At 67.0% G+C, this 13465-nt stretch carries 14 protein-coding genes; 2 read left to right on the top strand and 12 right to left on the bottom strand.

Annotated features, from left to right (window positions below; all coding sequences use genetic code 11):
• A partial coding sequence (locus A5771_RS00420) for a helix-turn-helix transcriptional regulator (RefSeq protein WP_131808869.1) occupies window positions 1-310 on the top strand: 310 nt, incomplete at its 5' end.
• 1 nt (window position 311) lies between these two features.
• Here A5771_RS00420 and A5771_RS00415 read toward each other — a convergent pair.
• The 9 genes from A5771_RS00415 to A5771_RS00375 all read right to left on the bottom strand — a co-directional run bounded on the left by A5771_RS00415 (window position 312) and on the right by A5771_RS00375 (window position 9646).
• Window positions 312-1490, bottom strand: a complete 1179-nt coding sequence (locus tag A5771_RS00415) for an acyl-CoA dehydrogenase family protein (RefSeq protein ID WP_064853232.1) — start codon at window positions 1488-1490, stop codon at window positions 312-314.
• 12 nt (window positions 1491-1502) lie between these two features.
• Window positions 1503-2585: an acyl-CoA dehydrogenase family protein gene (locus A5771_RS00410; RefSeq protein WP_064853231.1), complete on the bottom strand. Its 1083-nt coding sequence runs from the start codon at window positions 2583-2585 to the stop codon at window positions 1503-1505.
• A 3-nt stretch (window positions 2586-2588) separates the two neighbouring features.
• Complete coding sequence (locus tag A5771_RS00405) at window positions 2589-3416, bottom strand: amidohydrolase family protein (RefSeq protein WP_064853230.1); 828 nt, start codon at window positions 3414-3416, stop codon at window positions 2589-2591.
• Window positions 3416-5035: an acyl-CoA synthetase gene (locus A5771_RS00400; RefSeq protein WP_064853229.1), complete on the bottom strand. Its 1620-nt coding sequence runs from the start codon at window positions 5033-5035 to the stop codon at window positions 3416-3418. The genes A5771_RS00405 and A5771_RS00400 overlap by 1 nt, the downstream gene beginning before the upstream one ends.
• 12 nt (window positions 5036-5047) lie before the next feature.
• Entirely contained in the window at window positions 5048-6241 is a 1194-nt protein-coding gene (locus A5771_RS00395) for an amidohydrolase family protein (RefSeq protein WP_064853228.1), read from the bottom strand.
• 25 nt (window positions 6242-6266) lie between these two features.
• Window positions 6267-7112, bottom strand: a complete 846-nt coding sequence (locus A5771_RS00390; RefSeq protein ID WP_064853227.1) for an enoyl-CoA hydratase — start codon at window positions 7110-7112, stop codon at window positions 6267-6269.
• 149 nt (window positions 7113-7261) lie between these two features.
• Window positions 7262-8059 (bottom strand): SDR family NAD(P)-dependent oxidoreductase, encoded by a 798-nt coding sequence (locus tag A5771_RS00385; protein WP_064853226.1) that lies wholly within the window; start codon window positions 8057-8059, stop codon window positions 7262-7264.
• A gap of 3 nt (window positions 8060-8062) precedes the next feature.
• Window positions 8063-8833 carry an SDR family oxidoreductase gene (locus A5771_RS00380; RefSeq protein WP_064853225.1) on the bottom strand — a complete coding sequence of 257 codons (771 nt, stop codon included), beginning with the start codon at window positions 8831-8833 and terminating at the stop codon, window positions 8063-8065.
• 51 nt (window positions 8834-8884) lie between these two features.
• Entirely contained in the window at window positions 8885-9646 is a 762-nt protein-coding gene (locus tag A5771_RS00375; RefSeq protein WP_064853224.1) for a crotonase/enoyl-CoA hydratase family protein, read from the bottom strand.
• A gap of 151 nt (window positions 9647-9797) precedes the next feature.
• On the opposite strand from A5771_RS00375, the gene A5771_RS00370 reads away from it, so the two are divergent.
• Window positions 9798-10556: a TetR/AcrR family transcriptional regulator gene (locus A5771_RS00370; protein WP_064853223.1), complete on the top strand. Its 759-nt coding sequence runs from the start codon at window positions 9798-9800 to the stop codon at window positions 10554-10556.
• Between the two features lie 52 nt (window positions 10557-10608).
• Here A5771_RS00370 and A5771_RS00365 read toward each other — a convergent pair whose 3' ends face one another.
• The 3 genes from A5771_RS00365 to A5771_RS00355 form a co-directional block, all read right to left on the bottom strand.
• Window positions 10609-11784 carry a thiolase family protein gene (locus tag A5771_RS00365; protein WP_064853222.1) on the bottom strand — a complete coding sequence of 392 codons (1176 nt, stop codon included), beginning with the start codon at window positions 11782-11784 and terminating at the stop codon, window positions 10609-10611.
• Between the two features lie 71 nt (window positions 11785-11855).
• Window positions 11856-12737, bottom strand: a complete 882-nt coding sequence (locus A5771_RS00360) for an enoyl-CoA hydratase/isomerase family protein (RefSeq protein ID WP_064853221.1) — start codon at window positions 12735-12737, stop codon at window positions 11856-11858.
• Complete coding sequence (locus A5771_RS00355) at window positions 12734-13411, bottom strand: hypothetical protein (protein WP_064853220.1); 678 nt, start codon at window positions 13409-13411, stop codon at window positions 12734-12736. The genes A5771_RS00360 and A5771_RS00355 overlap by 4 nt, the downstream gene beginning before the upstream one ends.
• Between the last annotated feature and the right edge of the window lie 54 nt (window positions 13412-13465).

Here is a 13465-nt window from a genome sequence, read left to right as displayed (position 1 = left end):
GGGCGCCGCGATGGACTACACCAAGGCGCATCTGTCGGCGGTGACCGCGGCGCAGGTCAGCCACGCCGTCGCGGTCTCCGAGCGCACCCTGCGCCGCCAGTTCGAAGCGGTGATCGGCATCTCGTGGCGGACCTATCTGCTGCATGCCCGGATGCTGCAGGCGATGGCGTTGCTGGCCGCCCCCGATCAGGGTGTCCAGCAGACCGCGACGGCCGTCGGCTTCGACAGCCTGAGCGCCTTCACCCGCGCGTTCACCAAATTCGCCGGCGAGTCACCGTCGAGCTATCACCGCCGCATCACGAAGTCTTGAGCTACGACGTCTTGACCACCGGCGGCGAGTAATTCGGCTTGCCCAGGCCAAGCACGTACTGGGCGATCATGTTGCGGAACACCTCCAACGTGCCGCCGTAGATGCCGACCAGCGGGGCGAACCGGTAGATGTAGTCCGAAGCCCCCTCATCGATGGAGCCGTCGGTGCCGATCGGCAGCGCCGACGCGCTTCCCAGCAGGTCCATCAGATCCGGTGAGATGTCGCGCATCGTCTGGGCAAGCGCTACCCGCCCGAAAATGGACGGCGCCGACAGCGACGCCTCCACCCGCGCCGCGGCCCGTCCCAGCCGGTAGGCGACCGCGCGGTCGTCGATGCGCCCCGACCGCCCGACGACCGCACCCGCTTTGTCGACGGCTTCGGCCATGAAATTCGCCTGGTGCATCATGATCGAGACATCCTGCAACCCATCGGGATCGGCGTCGACGGCGCCGTGCTCGACGTTGAGCGGTTCGCGAAGCACGGTCCAGCCGCCGTTGACCTCACCCAGCCGGTATTTGTCATCGATCCGGACATCGCTGTAGTAGACGATGTTGGTGCGGTCACCGTCGACGGTGCGCAGCCCCTGGATCTCGATGCCCGGCGTATTCAGCGGAACCAGGAACATGGTCAGGCTCTTGTGCTTTCGCGCATCCGGGTCGGTGTTGGTGATCAAGAAGACGTACTGGCAGTTGTGCGCGCCGGTGGTGAACATCTTGGAGCCGTTGATAATCCAGCTGTCCCCGTCGCGGACCGCGCGGGTCTTGCAGGTCGCGACGTCGGAGCCGCCTTCGGGTTCGGTGTAGCCCAAGCAGAGCCGGACGTGGCCGCTGAAGACGCCCGGAAGCACCTCGTCACGCAGCTCGGACGAACCGAATTTGTCGACCGAGCGGGCCACCATGGCGGTGGTCCCCCAGGTCACCCACGGTACGTGCGCGCGACGCTTCTCCAGTTCCCAGATGCGCCGGCGCACCCGGGAGAAGCCGCCGTCGGCTTCGGTCTTCCACTCGGCCTCCAGATAGCCGGCGGCACCCAGCGCCAGGTGAACGCCTTCGTCGAAGTTGTCGCCGGTCTCACGGTCGCGGCGCTTGACCTCCTCGGTCACGTGGGTGGCGAGGAAGGTGCGGGCCTCGTCGAGGAAGGCCTGGTCGTCGTCGGTCAGTTGCGGTCGGGAGAAGTCCATGATGCTCCAGTCTTAAAGGGCTGCGCGGTCGGCTGTTTGACGGGCGACTGTCTCACGAACGGCTGTTTCACGAACGGCGATGAGCTCCGCTATGCGGCAGGCGCTGACGCCGGGGTCGCCACCGGCCAGTGGCCAGCCGCGGGCCCGCACCAGGTACGCCGTGGCGGCGGCTTCGGCCGAGACCCCGAGGCCGCCTTGGATGTGCACCGCCATGGTGGCGGCCTTGGCGGCTTCCTCGGCCATGAACACGAACGCCGACGCCGCCAGCTCCGGCCGCTCGTCGGGTTCGTTGTCCATGAACCATCCGGCTCGATAGGCCAGGTTGCGCCCGCTCGCGACGGTGATCGCCATGTTCGCCAGCGGGTGGGAGATGGCCTGCAAGGTCCCGATCGGCACCCCAAGGGTGTAGCGGGTCTTGGCGAATTCCGCGGCGATGGTCATGGTCTGCTCCACCATGCCCACCAAGGCGGCGGCGGTCAGCAGCCGCCATTCATCCAGGGCCCGCTGGTATTCCGCCAGCGCGCCGGCCCCGCCGGCCAGCACCGTCCGGCTGTCGGCCGCCGCCGGGTCGATCCAGGCCATTGGCAGCCGGCCGATGTTCTCGACCGTCGTCGCCCGGGTGTCGAACGTCAGGCTGACGATCTCATCGCCGTCGCGGAGGACGATCGCATCGGCGATCGACCCGGCGGGGAGCAGCCGTGGCCCGACAATGGTGTCCTGATGCGGGTCTAATGCGGCCAGTTGGCTACCGCGCACGACGTCGGCATCCATCGCACCAAGCCGCGCCAACAGCCGTGCGGCGCAAACGTGATCGATCCAGGGCACTGGGGCCAGCGCCCGGCCGATCTCCTCGGCGACCAGGGTGAGGTCCACCAGGGTGGCGCCGTCGCCGCCGGCCGATTCCGGCAGCGCCATCGTCGTCGCGCCCATCGCGCAGAGCCGCTCCCACAGGTTCTTGTCGAACCCGGATTCCTCTGCGGCACGGACGGTTTCGATATCGCAGTGCGTGGTGAAGAACTGCTTGTAGGCGGCTTGCAGCGCCTGATGGTCCTCGGTCAGGCTGTAGTCCAGCCGGCGCAGCTCGTATCGGTCCATTGATCAGTGCTCCTCGTGGTCGCCGAAGAAAAACTCGTGTGCATTGTGGTACAGGTATTTGTCCATCACCTCGGGCGGCAGATCCAGCCCCAGCGCCTCGGGCACCACGCGATTCATCCGCAGCACCGGCCAGTCCGAGGCGAAGATGATCTTGTCGGCGCCGCGAGTTCGCATGAAGTGCAAAAGGCTTTCCGGCAACCGTTTCGGCGACCATGCCGAGGTCATCAGCCGCAGGTTGCGGTATTTGATCAGCATCCGGATCGCGACGTCCCACCACGGGTCGGCGCCGTGGATCATGCACAGCCGCAGTTCGGGGAAGCGCACGCAGACCCGGTCCAGGTGGATCGGGTTCTGCACCTCACCGGGGATCGGCGGTCCCGGGATGCCGGTGTTGATGCACAGCGGCAGATCCAGCTCGGCGCACTTGGCGTAGAGCGGGTAGTAGACCGCATCACTCGGCGGGTACTGGCCGTCGCCCCAGAAACTCGGTCCCACCACGGCGTAGACCACCGGCAGGTCCTTGACGACGGCGCTGAGGTCGCGAAGCGCCGGAACCGGGCGCAGCAGATTCAACCCGCCCATCGCCAGCACGAACCGGTCCGGCCTGGCCTGCACGAACTTTCGCGCAGTCACCGACGGTGTGGCCAGGTTGTCCATCAGCACGGCCTTAGTCACACCGTTGGCGTCCATCTCGTCGAGCAGCGCCGACATGTCGGCCGGCTCGAACATCGACTTCGGGCCCTTGAAGTAGTCGTCCCGCGTCTTGGCCATCCAGGCGGGCTGTTCACGTTCGCCGAAGTGAACGTTGACCAGACAATCGATTGCACTCATCACCCTGTGGCCACCTCTTCGTTCACGTGGCTTTTTGCCCACCGGTAATCGGCCTTGCCGTTGCCCAGCCGACGGACCTCGGGCACGACGAGGAACTCCTTGGGCACCTTGAATCCCGCCAGTGACGCCCTACAGTGCGCCGCGAGCAGCTCCCCAGTGGCGTCGGCGTCCGGACGCAGCGCCACCAGCGCGGCCAGCTCCTCGCCCCACCGAGGACTGGACCGACCCACCACCAGAGCGTCCGCCACCGCGGGGTGGGCACGCAGCACTTCCTCGACGTCCTCGACGAAAACCTTTTCCCCGCCGGTGTTGACCACCAGGGCATCGCGGCCGAACAACCGCAGCGTGCCGTCCTCCTCGATCGAGGCCCGGTCGCCGGAGATCACCACCCGCCGGCCGTCGATCTGACAAAAGGTGCGCTCGGTGGCGTCGGCATCCTCGAAGTAGCCGAGTGGGATACGGCCGGTCCGCACCACCCAACCGACCTCGGGTTCACCGGGTTTCAGGAATCTGACGCGGTCCTCGGAGGCCACGGCTCCGCCGGTGCGCAGGTCGAACGTATCGCGCCGCGAATCGCGCTGGCTGCGGCCGAAACCCATGTTTCCTGTCTCCGAGGAGCCGTACCCGTTGATCAGGGTGATCTGCGGAAGGTACTCCAGCAGCGCCGCCTGATACTTCGGGTTGGTGGCGGCACCGCCGGTCCCGATCGCGTACAGCGAGGACAGGTCATAGCTTCCCCTGCCCAGTTCCTCCACCAACGGTGCCGCGTAGGCGTCACCCACCATCGTCATCAGCCCGACGCGCTCGCGCTCAACCATTTGCAGCACCGCGCGCGGATCGAATTTGGTGCGGGTGTCGTTGAGGATCACCGTCTGACCGCTCAGGAACGCCGAGAACGCGGTCCACATACCCGCCGCGTGCATCAGCGGTGACAGCGCGAACCAGGGCGAACCGGCGTTGCTCACCTTCTGGTGAATCTCCGCCGCGGAGGCGTGGTCGTCCCCGACCATCGAGGAGACGTAGATGTCGCTCTGCCGCCACAGCACGCCCTTGGGGCGTCCGGTGGTGCCGCCGGTGCAGATCATCATCAGATCGTCGGGCGAACCCGCCGTCGTGTGATCGGTGCCGCCTTGCGCCAGCGCATCATCGAGCCGGATCGCACCCGCCGACTCGGGAGCGTCACTGCCGTCATCGATCGAGATCAGCAGGTCGATGCCGGCCGCAGCGATGATGTCGGCGAACTTCGCCCCCAGCGCCCGGTGATAGATGATGCCGCGCGGCCCGAGATAGCGTAGCAGGTCGGCGATTTCGGCCGGTGCGTAGTAGTGGTTGACGTTGACCGGTACCGTCCGCGCCTTGAGGCAGCCGATCACCATGTCCGGGTAGAGGTCGTTGTGCATGAGCAGAGCAACCCGGTCCTGGCCGCATTCCCAGTTGCTCAGCTCCGCGCGCTCACGATGGGCGCCCAGGCCCCGGCCGGCCAAGAAGTTGGCCAGCCGGCGGGTGCGCTCCGCGGATTCGGCGAAGGTGCTGCGCCGGTTCGCGCAGATCGTCATGGTCCGGTCGGGAACGGCCACGGCGATCTCGTCGAGGACCGCGCCGATGGTCCACTCGCTCATGGCAACGGCAACCTATGCCCGCACGTTCACGCCGAGCAGGTCCAAGGCGTTGTCGCGCATGATCTTCCGGATGTCACCGGCGCTGAAAGCGGACAGCTCCTCGGTGAACGCCACCGGATCTTCCAGTCCCTCACCGTGCGGCCAGTCCGAGCCGAACAGGATCTTGTCGACGCCGATGGTCTCGGCCAGCAGCGGAAGGTCGTCCTCGTAGTAGGGAGCGATCCAGACGTTGTTGCGCAGCTGCTCGACCGGATCCTCGGCGAAGTACCGCGGCTGGCTGTTGGCGGCCTTCTTGAGCCGTTTGATCAACCGGTGCACGAAGTACGAGCCGTTCTCGATGCTGGCCACCTTCAGGTTCGGGTGCCGGCTGAACACTTGGTGCACGATCATCGCAGCCATCGTGTCGTGAATCGCCCGGTCGTCGAGCAGCACCGTGTCCAGCGGATCCTTGGCGCCGAATCCCTCGAAGGTCGATTGGCCGCCCCACAGGGCGGCGATCGCCAGATAACCGCTGTCGGACAGGTGAAATCCGACCGGCACCCCGGCTTCGGCGAGCCGAGCCCAGACCGGGTCATGGCTGGGATCGCCTAGCGAGCGCGGCTTGACCGCACCGGGTACCGGCGCGGGCCGCACCAGCACCATCTTGGCGCCCTTGGCCAGCACCTCCTCGACTTCGGCCACCGCGGCGACTGGATCGGCCAGGGAGATGATCGGCGCCGCGATGATCCGGTGATCGGGCCGGTCGAAACCCCAGTCCTCGTCGAGCCACCGGTTGAAGGCGTGCACCGAGGCCATCGTCGCTTCGATGTCGTGTTTGAGGGCCTCTTCGACCCCGCAGGCGAAAGTCGGCAGCATGAACGCGGTTTCGATGCCCTGGCTGTCCATCACCGTCACCCGGGCGTCACGGTTCTGGTATTCCGGGTGTTCGGCCAGCCGCTCGACCTTCATCAGTGACGCGGGGTCGACGCCCTCGGGGATCTCGCCGCGGAACAGCAGATCCAGGCAGCCCGGCACGATGATCGGGTCGAACGTCGGGTTGGGGATGAAGTGGTTGACCCGGTCGCCGATCACCGCCTGCGTGCGCTTGCCGTCGTTGAGCATCTGCACACCGCGACGCTTGAACTTCTTGTCCAGGTGCCGGGTGAACGAGTCCACCGGCTCGTAGTAGTGGTTGTCGACGTCGATCGCCTTGTAATCCAGCGTCATGAACTTAGCCCTCTCCCTGCGTTAGTCATTCACTCAGCGGCGGGAATTGTGGCGGCCGCTTCTGGAGAAAACTCGTGATGCCCTCGATGAGGTCGGGCCGCGCCAGCGATTCGTACATCAGCTTCTCGGCACGTGCGCTCACCGCGGCGACATCATCGAGGGCGTCGCGGTAGGCCTGCGCCTTGATCACCGCCAGGGACGCCGGCGAGCAGTTGGTGGCGATGTCTTCGGCGTATTGCATGGCCCGCTCCAACAGTCGGTCGGGCGGCACGACGTGGTTGACTAGGCCGAGTTCGCGGGCCTCCTCTGCCAGGAAGGTCCGCCCGCTCAGCAGCAGATCCATCGCCGCACCCCAGCCGGCCAGCCGCGGCAGGATCCAGGTAATCCCGTATTCGGCGATCAATCCGCGGCGGGTGAACGCGGTGGCGAACTTGGCTCCGGCCGCCGCGAACCGGATGTCGCACATCAACGCGTGGGTCAGCCCGATGCCGACACAGGCGCCGTTGATCGCGGCGATGACGGGTTTACGCAATTCGGTCAGGAAATGTGGATGACGCTCCCCGACCAATTGGGCCACATCGGTTGTGGATACGTCGGGCTCCGATGCCTCGGAGTTGGTGGCCGGACCCAGATTCGCGCCGGCACAGAATCCGCGACCACTGCCGGTCACCACGATCGCCCGTACCGCGGGGGCGGCTTCGGCGCGATCGATCGCGGCGTAGAAACCAGCCGCGATGTCGGGCCCCCAGGAGTTGAGCCGCTGCGGACGGTTGAAGGCGATCACCGCGACGCCGCCCCGCACCTCGTAGAGCACCGCTGGGTCGTCCGAGGAACTCGTGGCAACGAGCGCGCTGTCGTCGGCAGCGGTCATCGACCCGCACCTCCTCGCCCTGAGCGCCCTTCGGAGTCCGACTGGAATAACTCTTACTGTATACCTTTCGGTAGCGCATTCCGCAACCCTCATCCTCCGCCTGAAAATCGCTATGTCAGCAGGTCAGAGGCGGGTCGCCGGGTTGCGCATCACACGAAATCGGAGCCACCGTCGACGTTGACGTTGGCACCGGTCATGTAGGAGTTGCGCCGCGAGGCCAGAAAGGCCGCAACGGACCCGACTTCATCCGGCAGTCCGGCCCGCGGCAGGTGCGCCGGATGGCCGAAGTGCTCGGTGATGGCTTCCATCAATCGGTACGGGTCCTCACCATCCAGCCCGACGGAGCGTGCCCAGCCGACCAGTGCCTCGGAAGCCACGCTGCCGGGAGAGACCACGTTGACCAGGATCTCATCGGGAGCCAGCAGCAGCGACAAGTTCTTCGAGACGCTGTTGACCATCGCCTTGGCGGCGGTGTAGGCGGCCAGCACGGTGCTTTGCCGCTGCGTCGAATGCGCCGAGAAGTTGACGATCCGAGCCCATTCGGCTTTGCGCAGCAAGGGAAGTGCGGCTCGTACGGTGTGCACCATGCCCATCGCACCCTGGTCGATGGCCCGGCGCCACCGCTCGTCGGTGAGATCGTCGAAGGTGCCCTGCACGTCGGGTCCGGCCGCGTTGATGAGGATGTTGAGTTCGCCGCCCCAGCGCCTCCCCAACTCGGCGAAGACCTCCCCTACCCGCTGCTCGTCGGTGGCGTCGGCGACCAAGCCGACCGCGTCGGGGCTGCCGCGCCGCGTCAGGTCGTCGGTTGCCCGGTCGAGGTCGGCGGCCGAGCGCGCGACGACGGCGACCCGGGCGCCGTCGTCGGCCAGGCAGCGCGCGGTGGCCAACCCCATGCCGCGGCCGCCGCCGACGACGACAGCGCGCGCGTCTTGCAGGCCCAGGTCCACGCGTCAGCGCGGCTGGAAGCGTTGCGCGCCGTCGATGCGCACGACTTCGCCGTTGATGTAGGTGTTTTCCAACAGGTGCTGCGCCAGGTTGGCGTACTCATCGGGGGTGCCCAGCCGCTTGGGGAACGGCACCGTTTCGGAGAATTTCGCCAGCATCGCATCGGTGGCGCGTTCCATCGCCGGCGTCCGGATGGTGCCCGGAGCAATGCTGTTCAACCGGATTCCGACCGAGCTGAGATCCCGGGCGCCGCACAGCGTCAACCCGATCACCCCGCCCTTGGCGGCCGCGTACGAGGACTGGCCGATCTGCCCCTCGATGCCGGCGATCGACGACGTCATCACGATCGCGCCCCGCTCACCGCCGGAGCCGGGCTCGGTGGTGGCGATCTTGGCCGCCGCCAGCCGCAGCACGTTATAGGTGCCGGTCAGATACAGCGCGATGGTCTTGGTGAAGCCCTCCATCGGGGCGGGGCTGCCGTCGCGGGCGACGATCTTGTCCGCCACGCCGAAGCCCCCGTGGGCGATCACCGCGTAACGCAGCGTGCCGAGTTCGTCGGCCTTGGCCAGCGCCGCCTGCACGTCGTCGTCGTTGAGGACATCGGTGCGCGCGTAGACGGCCTTGTTGCCCAGCTCGTTCGCCAGCTTGGTGGCCTTCTCGTCGGCGACGTCGGCGATGACGACCGCCGCACCGGCTTCGTGCAACCGGCGGACCGTGGCCTCACCCAGGCCGCCGGCGCCTCCGGTAACCAGGACCACTTCACCTGCGAAAGACATGACTGCTCCTCACGTTTCGACCTACGAGTTCAAAAGGGCTGTGCGCCGGGGTCAGGTCCCGGTCCAGTTGGGTGCGCGCTTCTGCGCGAAGGCGATGGCGCCTTCCTTCGCGTCGTTGGACGCGAACACCGGCGAGATCAGCTCGCCCTGCTTCTGCCACATCTCGTCGGAGGACCAGTCCGCGGACTGGACCATGATGTCCTTGGTCACCGCCACCGCGAGCGGCCCGTTGGCGGTGATCCGCTCGGCCAGCTCAATGGCCCCGGCCAGTGCTTCACCCGGTTCGGTCAGGACGTTGACGAAGCCCCACTGGGCGCCCTGTTCGGCGGTGAAACTCTCACCGGTCAAAGCCAATTCGAGCGCCTTCTGATAGGGGATGCGGTGCGGCAGCCGCAACAGGCCCCCGCCGGCGGCCACCAGCCCCCGCTTGACCTCCGGAATGCCGAACTTCGCGTCTTTGGCGGCCACCACCAGGTCGGTGGCCAGCACCAGCTCGGTGCCGCCGGCCACCGCGTGACCCTCGACGGCGGAGATGAGCGGCTTGCGCGGCGGGCGCTCGGTGAAGCCCAGCCCCCGTCCCGGGACATAGGCCAGCTCGCCGGCCGCGAACGCCTTGAGATCCATTCCGGCACAGAAATTGCCGCCGGCACCGGTCAGCACCGCGGCCGACAGCTCCGGGGTGTCATCGAGCTCGTCGCAGGCCGCGGCCAAGCCTTCGGCGACCGCTTTGTTGGCCGCGTTGCGGGCCTCCGGACGGTTGATCGTGATGATGAGGGTTCGTCCACGACGTTCGGTGAGCACTTCATCTGACACGGGCAACCCCTCGAGCGTTGTGACAAGTTATACCAAAATGCTTACCATATGCTTTACGGTAAGAGAAGCTCACTTCCCGGGGACGACGACGGGCACAGGTAGGTTTGACGGCAACAAACCGGCCGCGCGGCCAGAACTGGAGGTACCCGCAGTGGCAAAGCAGCCTGTCGCCGAGAAGCGTCAGCGGCGCGAGCGCGGATCCATCAATCCCGACGACATCATCGACGGCGCGTTCGAGCTCGCCGAACAGATCGGGGTCGACAATCTGAGCATGCCGTTGCTTGGCAAACACCTCGGCGTCGGTGTCACGAGCATCTACTGGTACTTCCGCAAGAAGGACGACCTCCTCAACGCGATGACCAGCCGGGCGCTGCGCCAGTACGTGTTCGCCACCCCGTACGTAAAGGCCAAGGACTGGCGCCAGACGTTGCGCAACCACGCCCACAGCATGCGGACGACGTTCTTGGGCAACCCGATCCTGTGCGATCTCATCCTGATTCGGGCCGCGCTGAGTCCCCGCGCCGCGCAACTGGGCGTCCAGGAGGTGGAGCGCGCGATCGCCAGCTTGGTGGAAGCGGGACTGTCGCCGCAGGACGCCTTCGACACCTACTCGACGATCTCGGTTCATATCCGCGGATCGGTGGTGCTGCGTCGCCTCTACGAGAAGAACCGCGCATCGGACGCCGAGGGGCCGTCAGACTTCGAGGAGGCGCTCGTCATCGACCCCGAGGTGACGCCGCTGCTGGCGCAGACCACCCAGCAGGGTCATCGGATCGGGGCAGCCGACGACGCCAACTTCGAGTACGGCCTCAACTGCATCCTCGACCACGCCGAGCGACTGATCGAGGAGAACAACAAGTCGGCGCGGCGTCGCCCCGGCACCTCGGCCAGTACCCCGAAGGCCCGCTGAACACAATGGCGGCGTCCCGCTGCGCCCGGCTCCGCCGCGCTTGCGAACGCCGCTAAACCTCGATCACCACCGCGCCGCCCTGGCCGCCGCCGGCACACATCGCGGCCACGCCGATACCGCCACCGCGCCGCTGCAGTTCGTAGGCCAAGGTGGTCACCATCCGCGCTCCGGAGGCAGCAATCGGGTGCCCGAGGCTGCAGCCGCTGCCGGAGAAGTTCACCAGCTCCTCGTCGAGGCCGTACTCGCGGCACGCCGCGATCGGCACCGAGGCGAACGCCTCGTTGATCTCCCACAACGCGACATCGCCGGGGGCCAGACCCGCCCGCTGCAAGACCTTGCCGATCACCTTGACCGCTCCCAGGCCGGTGTCGCGGGGGGCGACGCCAGCGGACGCCCAGGCCTTCACCGTGCCCATGACGTTGAGCCCCTGGGCTTGCGCGTAGTCGGCGTCGACGAGTGCGACCGCGGCCGCCGCGTCGTTGGTGCCACTGCTGTTGCCGGCGGTGATCGAGAATCCTTCGATCTCTGGGTGCAGCACCTTCAGGCCCGCCAGCTTCTCCGGTGTGGTGTCGCGGCGCGGGTGCTCGTCCACGCTGAACTCGGTCACCGTGCCGTCGGGCAGTTGGACCTTCAGCGGCACGATCTCGTCGATGAACTTGCCCGCGTCGATCGCGGCGATCGCACGCTGGTGCGACCGGGCCGCCCAGGCGTCCATCTCCTCGCGGCTGATGCCGGCCGCCTGAGCGGTGTTCCATCCCACGGTGATCGACATGTCACGGGTCGGCGCATCCACCGTCTCGGGGTGGGTCGGCGGCATCCACGGCTCGGCAAAGCTGAGCTCCGGGCCCGGGATGCGCATCTTCATCACCGGCAGCATCGACAGGGTCTGCACACCTCCGGCGACCAACACCCGCTCCATTCCGGAACCGATCTGGGCGGCGGCGTTGCCGATCGCGGTCAGGCTGCCGGCGCAGTGCCGGTTGACCGCCTGGCCGGGCACCGACTCCATCCCGCAGGCAGCTGCGGCGAAGCGGGCCATATCGCCACCGCCGTAGTGGGATTCGGCGAAGATCATGTCGTCGATATCGGCGGGTGCGATGCCGGCCCGGCGAATCACCTCCGGCACCACCGTGGTGATCAGCGTCTCCGCGGAGGTGTTGGCCAGCGTTCCTTTGAATGAGCGTCCGATGGCCGTGCGGACGGCACCGACGATGACAGGCGTAGGCATTCTTTGACCTTACATTATCCGTTGTTTTTGTAAAGGTGCCGGTGCGCGGCAGGTGGCCCCGCCGGAGCGGCTCAAGGCTCCGGCACGTGAAAGTGCTCATCACGCAGCCGAAACGCCTCCTTGGTGCCGTGCTGCGCGCGCGTCTTGACGAAGTTGAATTCGCCCGGCGCGAACTGCAGGTTGGTGCCGTAGGCGTGAAACAGATAGCTGGCCACCTCTTCGCCCTGATACGCCTGGCTCTGCTCGACGAGCCGGAACGCCTCTTTGGCGATGACCACCCCGTCGGCGGGCATCTTGGCCGCCTTGCACGCCCAGTACCGCGCCCGCGCCGTCACCGCCGCCGGATCGCACGTCTCAGTGAACACGCCCAGATGCTCGACCGCGCCGGCCTCGATGATGTCGCCGGTCAACAGCAGTCGCCGCGCCAGCACCGGGCCCAGACGATGGAAGAACATGTGCAGACTGCCCAGGGCCGGGCCCAGAAAGCGGGTGGCTGGCATGCCGATCCTGGTGTCGCGCGCGATCACCGAGATGTCGGTCATGAGTGCCATCTCGAAACCGCCGCCCAGGGCGTAGCCGCTGATCTCACCCACGGTGACCTTCGGAAAGCCCATCAGGTTGTGGTAGAAGCCGAACGACTTGCGATCGACGGCGAGCCGCCGGCGCTGGCTCGGGCGGCCCTTGGCCGCCGAACCCGGCGCTTCGCCACGCTCGCCGTACCAGCCGTAGGCGTTGTTCATGTCGGCGCCGGTGCTGAACACGCCCTCGGCGCCCCGAAGCAGCACCACCACGACGTCATCGTCTTCGGCGACGCGGTCCAGATAACGGGCGATCGCGTCTCGCATCGCAGCGTCGTAGGAATTTCGGCGACCGGGGTTGTTCAAGGTGATAGTGGCGATCCGGCCGTCGGGATCGACATCGAAGAGCACGCGGCCATCGGTGGCATCGCTCATCGCTTGGACTCCTCACTGGGCCGTCTGCGGCCGAATCGGTTGGGACTCACCTGCTCCGGCGTCATCGCAGCGGTGGCGACCTCGCCGGTGCACAGCACCTCACCGCGATGCAGAAGCCGCGCGTTCAAGGCGACCCCGCGCTCGACCTCACTCCGCACGATGTCGAAGTTCAATTCGGTGAGAATGGGCGTCGGGCGACGGTAGGTGACCAACAGCGAACGGGTACGGCCGGCCAGACCCGCCGCGCAGCTGTGATGCTGGGTCACGCAATCGAAGAACACCCCGAGGAACCCGCCGTGTACCAGCCCGGGCGGACCTTCGTACACCACCGGGAAACTGACACGCCCGGCGGCAGTTTCGGCATCCAGGTGGTCGAACCGGTACTCCGGAAAGCAGGGGTTGAACGCGCCGACGTCGAAGGCATGGTTGAGATAGACCCGCCCGCCCTCGTCCTGCTCGAGCCGCGGCGTCGGCGAAGCCGGCGCGTGGGCAGTCAGCTGCCGTTCCCAGTCGGTGAATCGTTCCAGCATCTCGTCCACCACCGGGTGCGGGTGCTCCAGTGCGAGCAGCATGCCCGCCACCCGCCGCATGGCGCCGGCCGCCGCAACGGTCTGCTCCAGCGGCTGCTCGCCGAACCGGTCGCTGCCAGCCGAGGTGCCTGAACCGTCTTCCATAAGCACTTCCCCGTCGACTCCCGGTCGAATCGCGCCAATCGTATCGCCTACTGT

The organism is Mycolicibacter sinensis (genome assembly GCF_001667375.1).
GTDB classification, from domain to species: domain Bacteria; phylum Actinomycetota; class Actinomycetes; order Mycobacteriales; family Mycobacteriaceae; genus Mycobacterium; species Mycobacterium sinense_A.
The sequence above is the reverse complement of the archived record's forward strand: the minus strand, read 5'-3'. Positions and strand labels throughout refer to the sequence as shown.

Coding starts and splice junctions, on each gene's coding strand:
- A5771_RS00415 (WP_064853232.1), bottom strand. CDS start 1,490: ATGGACTTCTCCCGACCGCAACTGACCGACGACGACCAGGCCTTCCTC.
- A5771_RS00410 (WP_064853231.1), bottom strand. CDS start 2,585: ATGGACCGATACGAGCTGCGCCGGCTGGACTACAGCCTGACCGAGGAC.
- A5771_RS00405 (WP_064853230.1), bottom strand. CDS start 3,416: ATGAGTGCAATCGATTGTCTGGTCAACGTTCACTTCGGCGAACGTGAA.
- A5771_RS00400 (WP_064853229.1), bottom strand. CDS start 5,035: ATGAGCGAGTGGACCATCGGCGCGGTCCTCGACGAGATCGCCGTGGCC.
- A5771_RS00395 (WP_064853228.1), bottom strand. CDS start 6,241: ATGACGCTGGATTACAAGGCGATCGACGTCGACAACCACTACTACGAG.
- A5771_RS00390 (WP_064853227.1), bottom strand. CDS start 7,112: ATGACCGCTGCCGACGACAGCGCGCTCGTTGCCACGAGTTCCTCGGAC.
- A5771_RS00380 (WP_064853225.1), bottom strand. CDS start 8,833: ATGTCTTTCGCAGGTGAAGTGGTCCTGGTTACCGGAGGCGCCGGCGGC.
- A5771_RS00365 (WP_064853222.1), bottom strand. CDS start 11,784: ATGCCTACGCCTGTCATCGTCGGTGCCGTCCGCACGGCCATCGGACGC.
- A5771_RS00360 (WP_064853221.1), bottom strand. CDS start 12,737: ATGAGCGATGCCACCGATGGCCGCGTGCTCTTCGATGTCGATCCCGAC.
- A5771_RS00355 (WP_064853220.1), bottom strand. CDS start 13,411: ATGGAAGACGGTTCAGGCACCTCGGCTGGCAGCGACCGGTTCGGCGAG.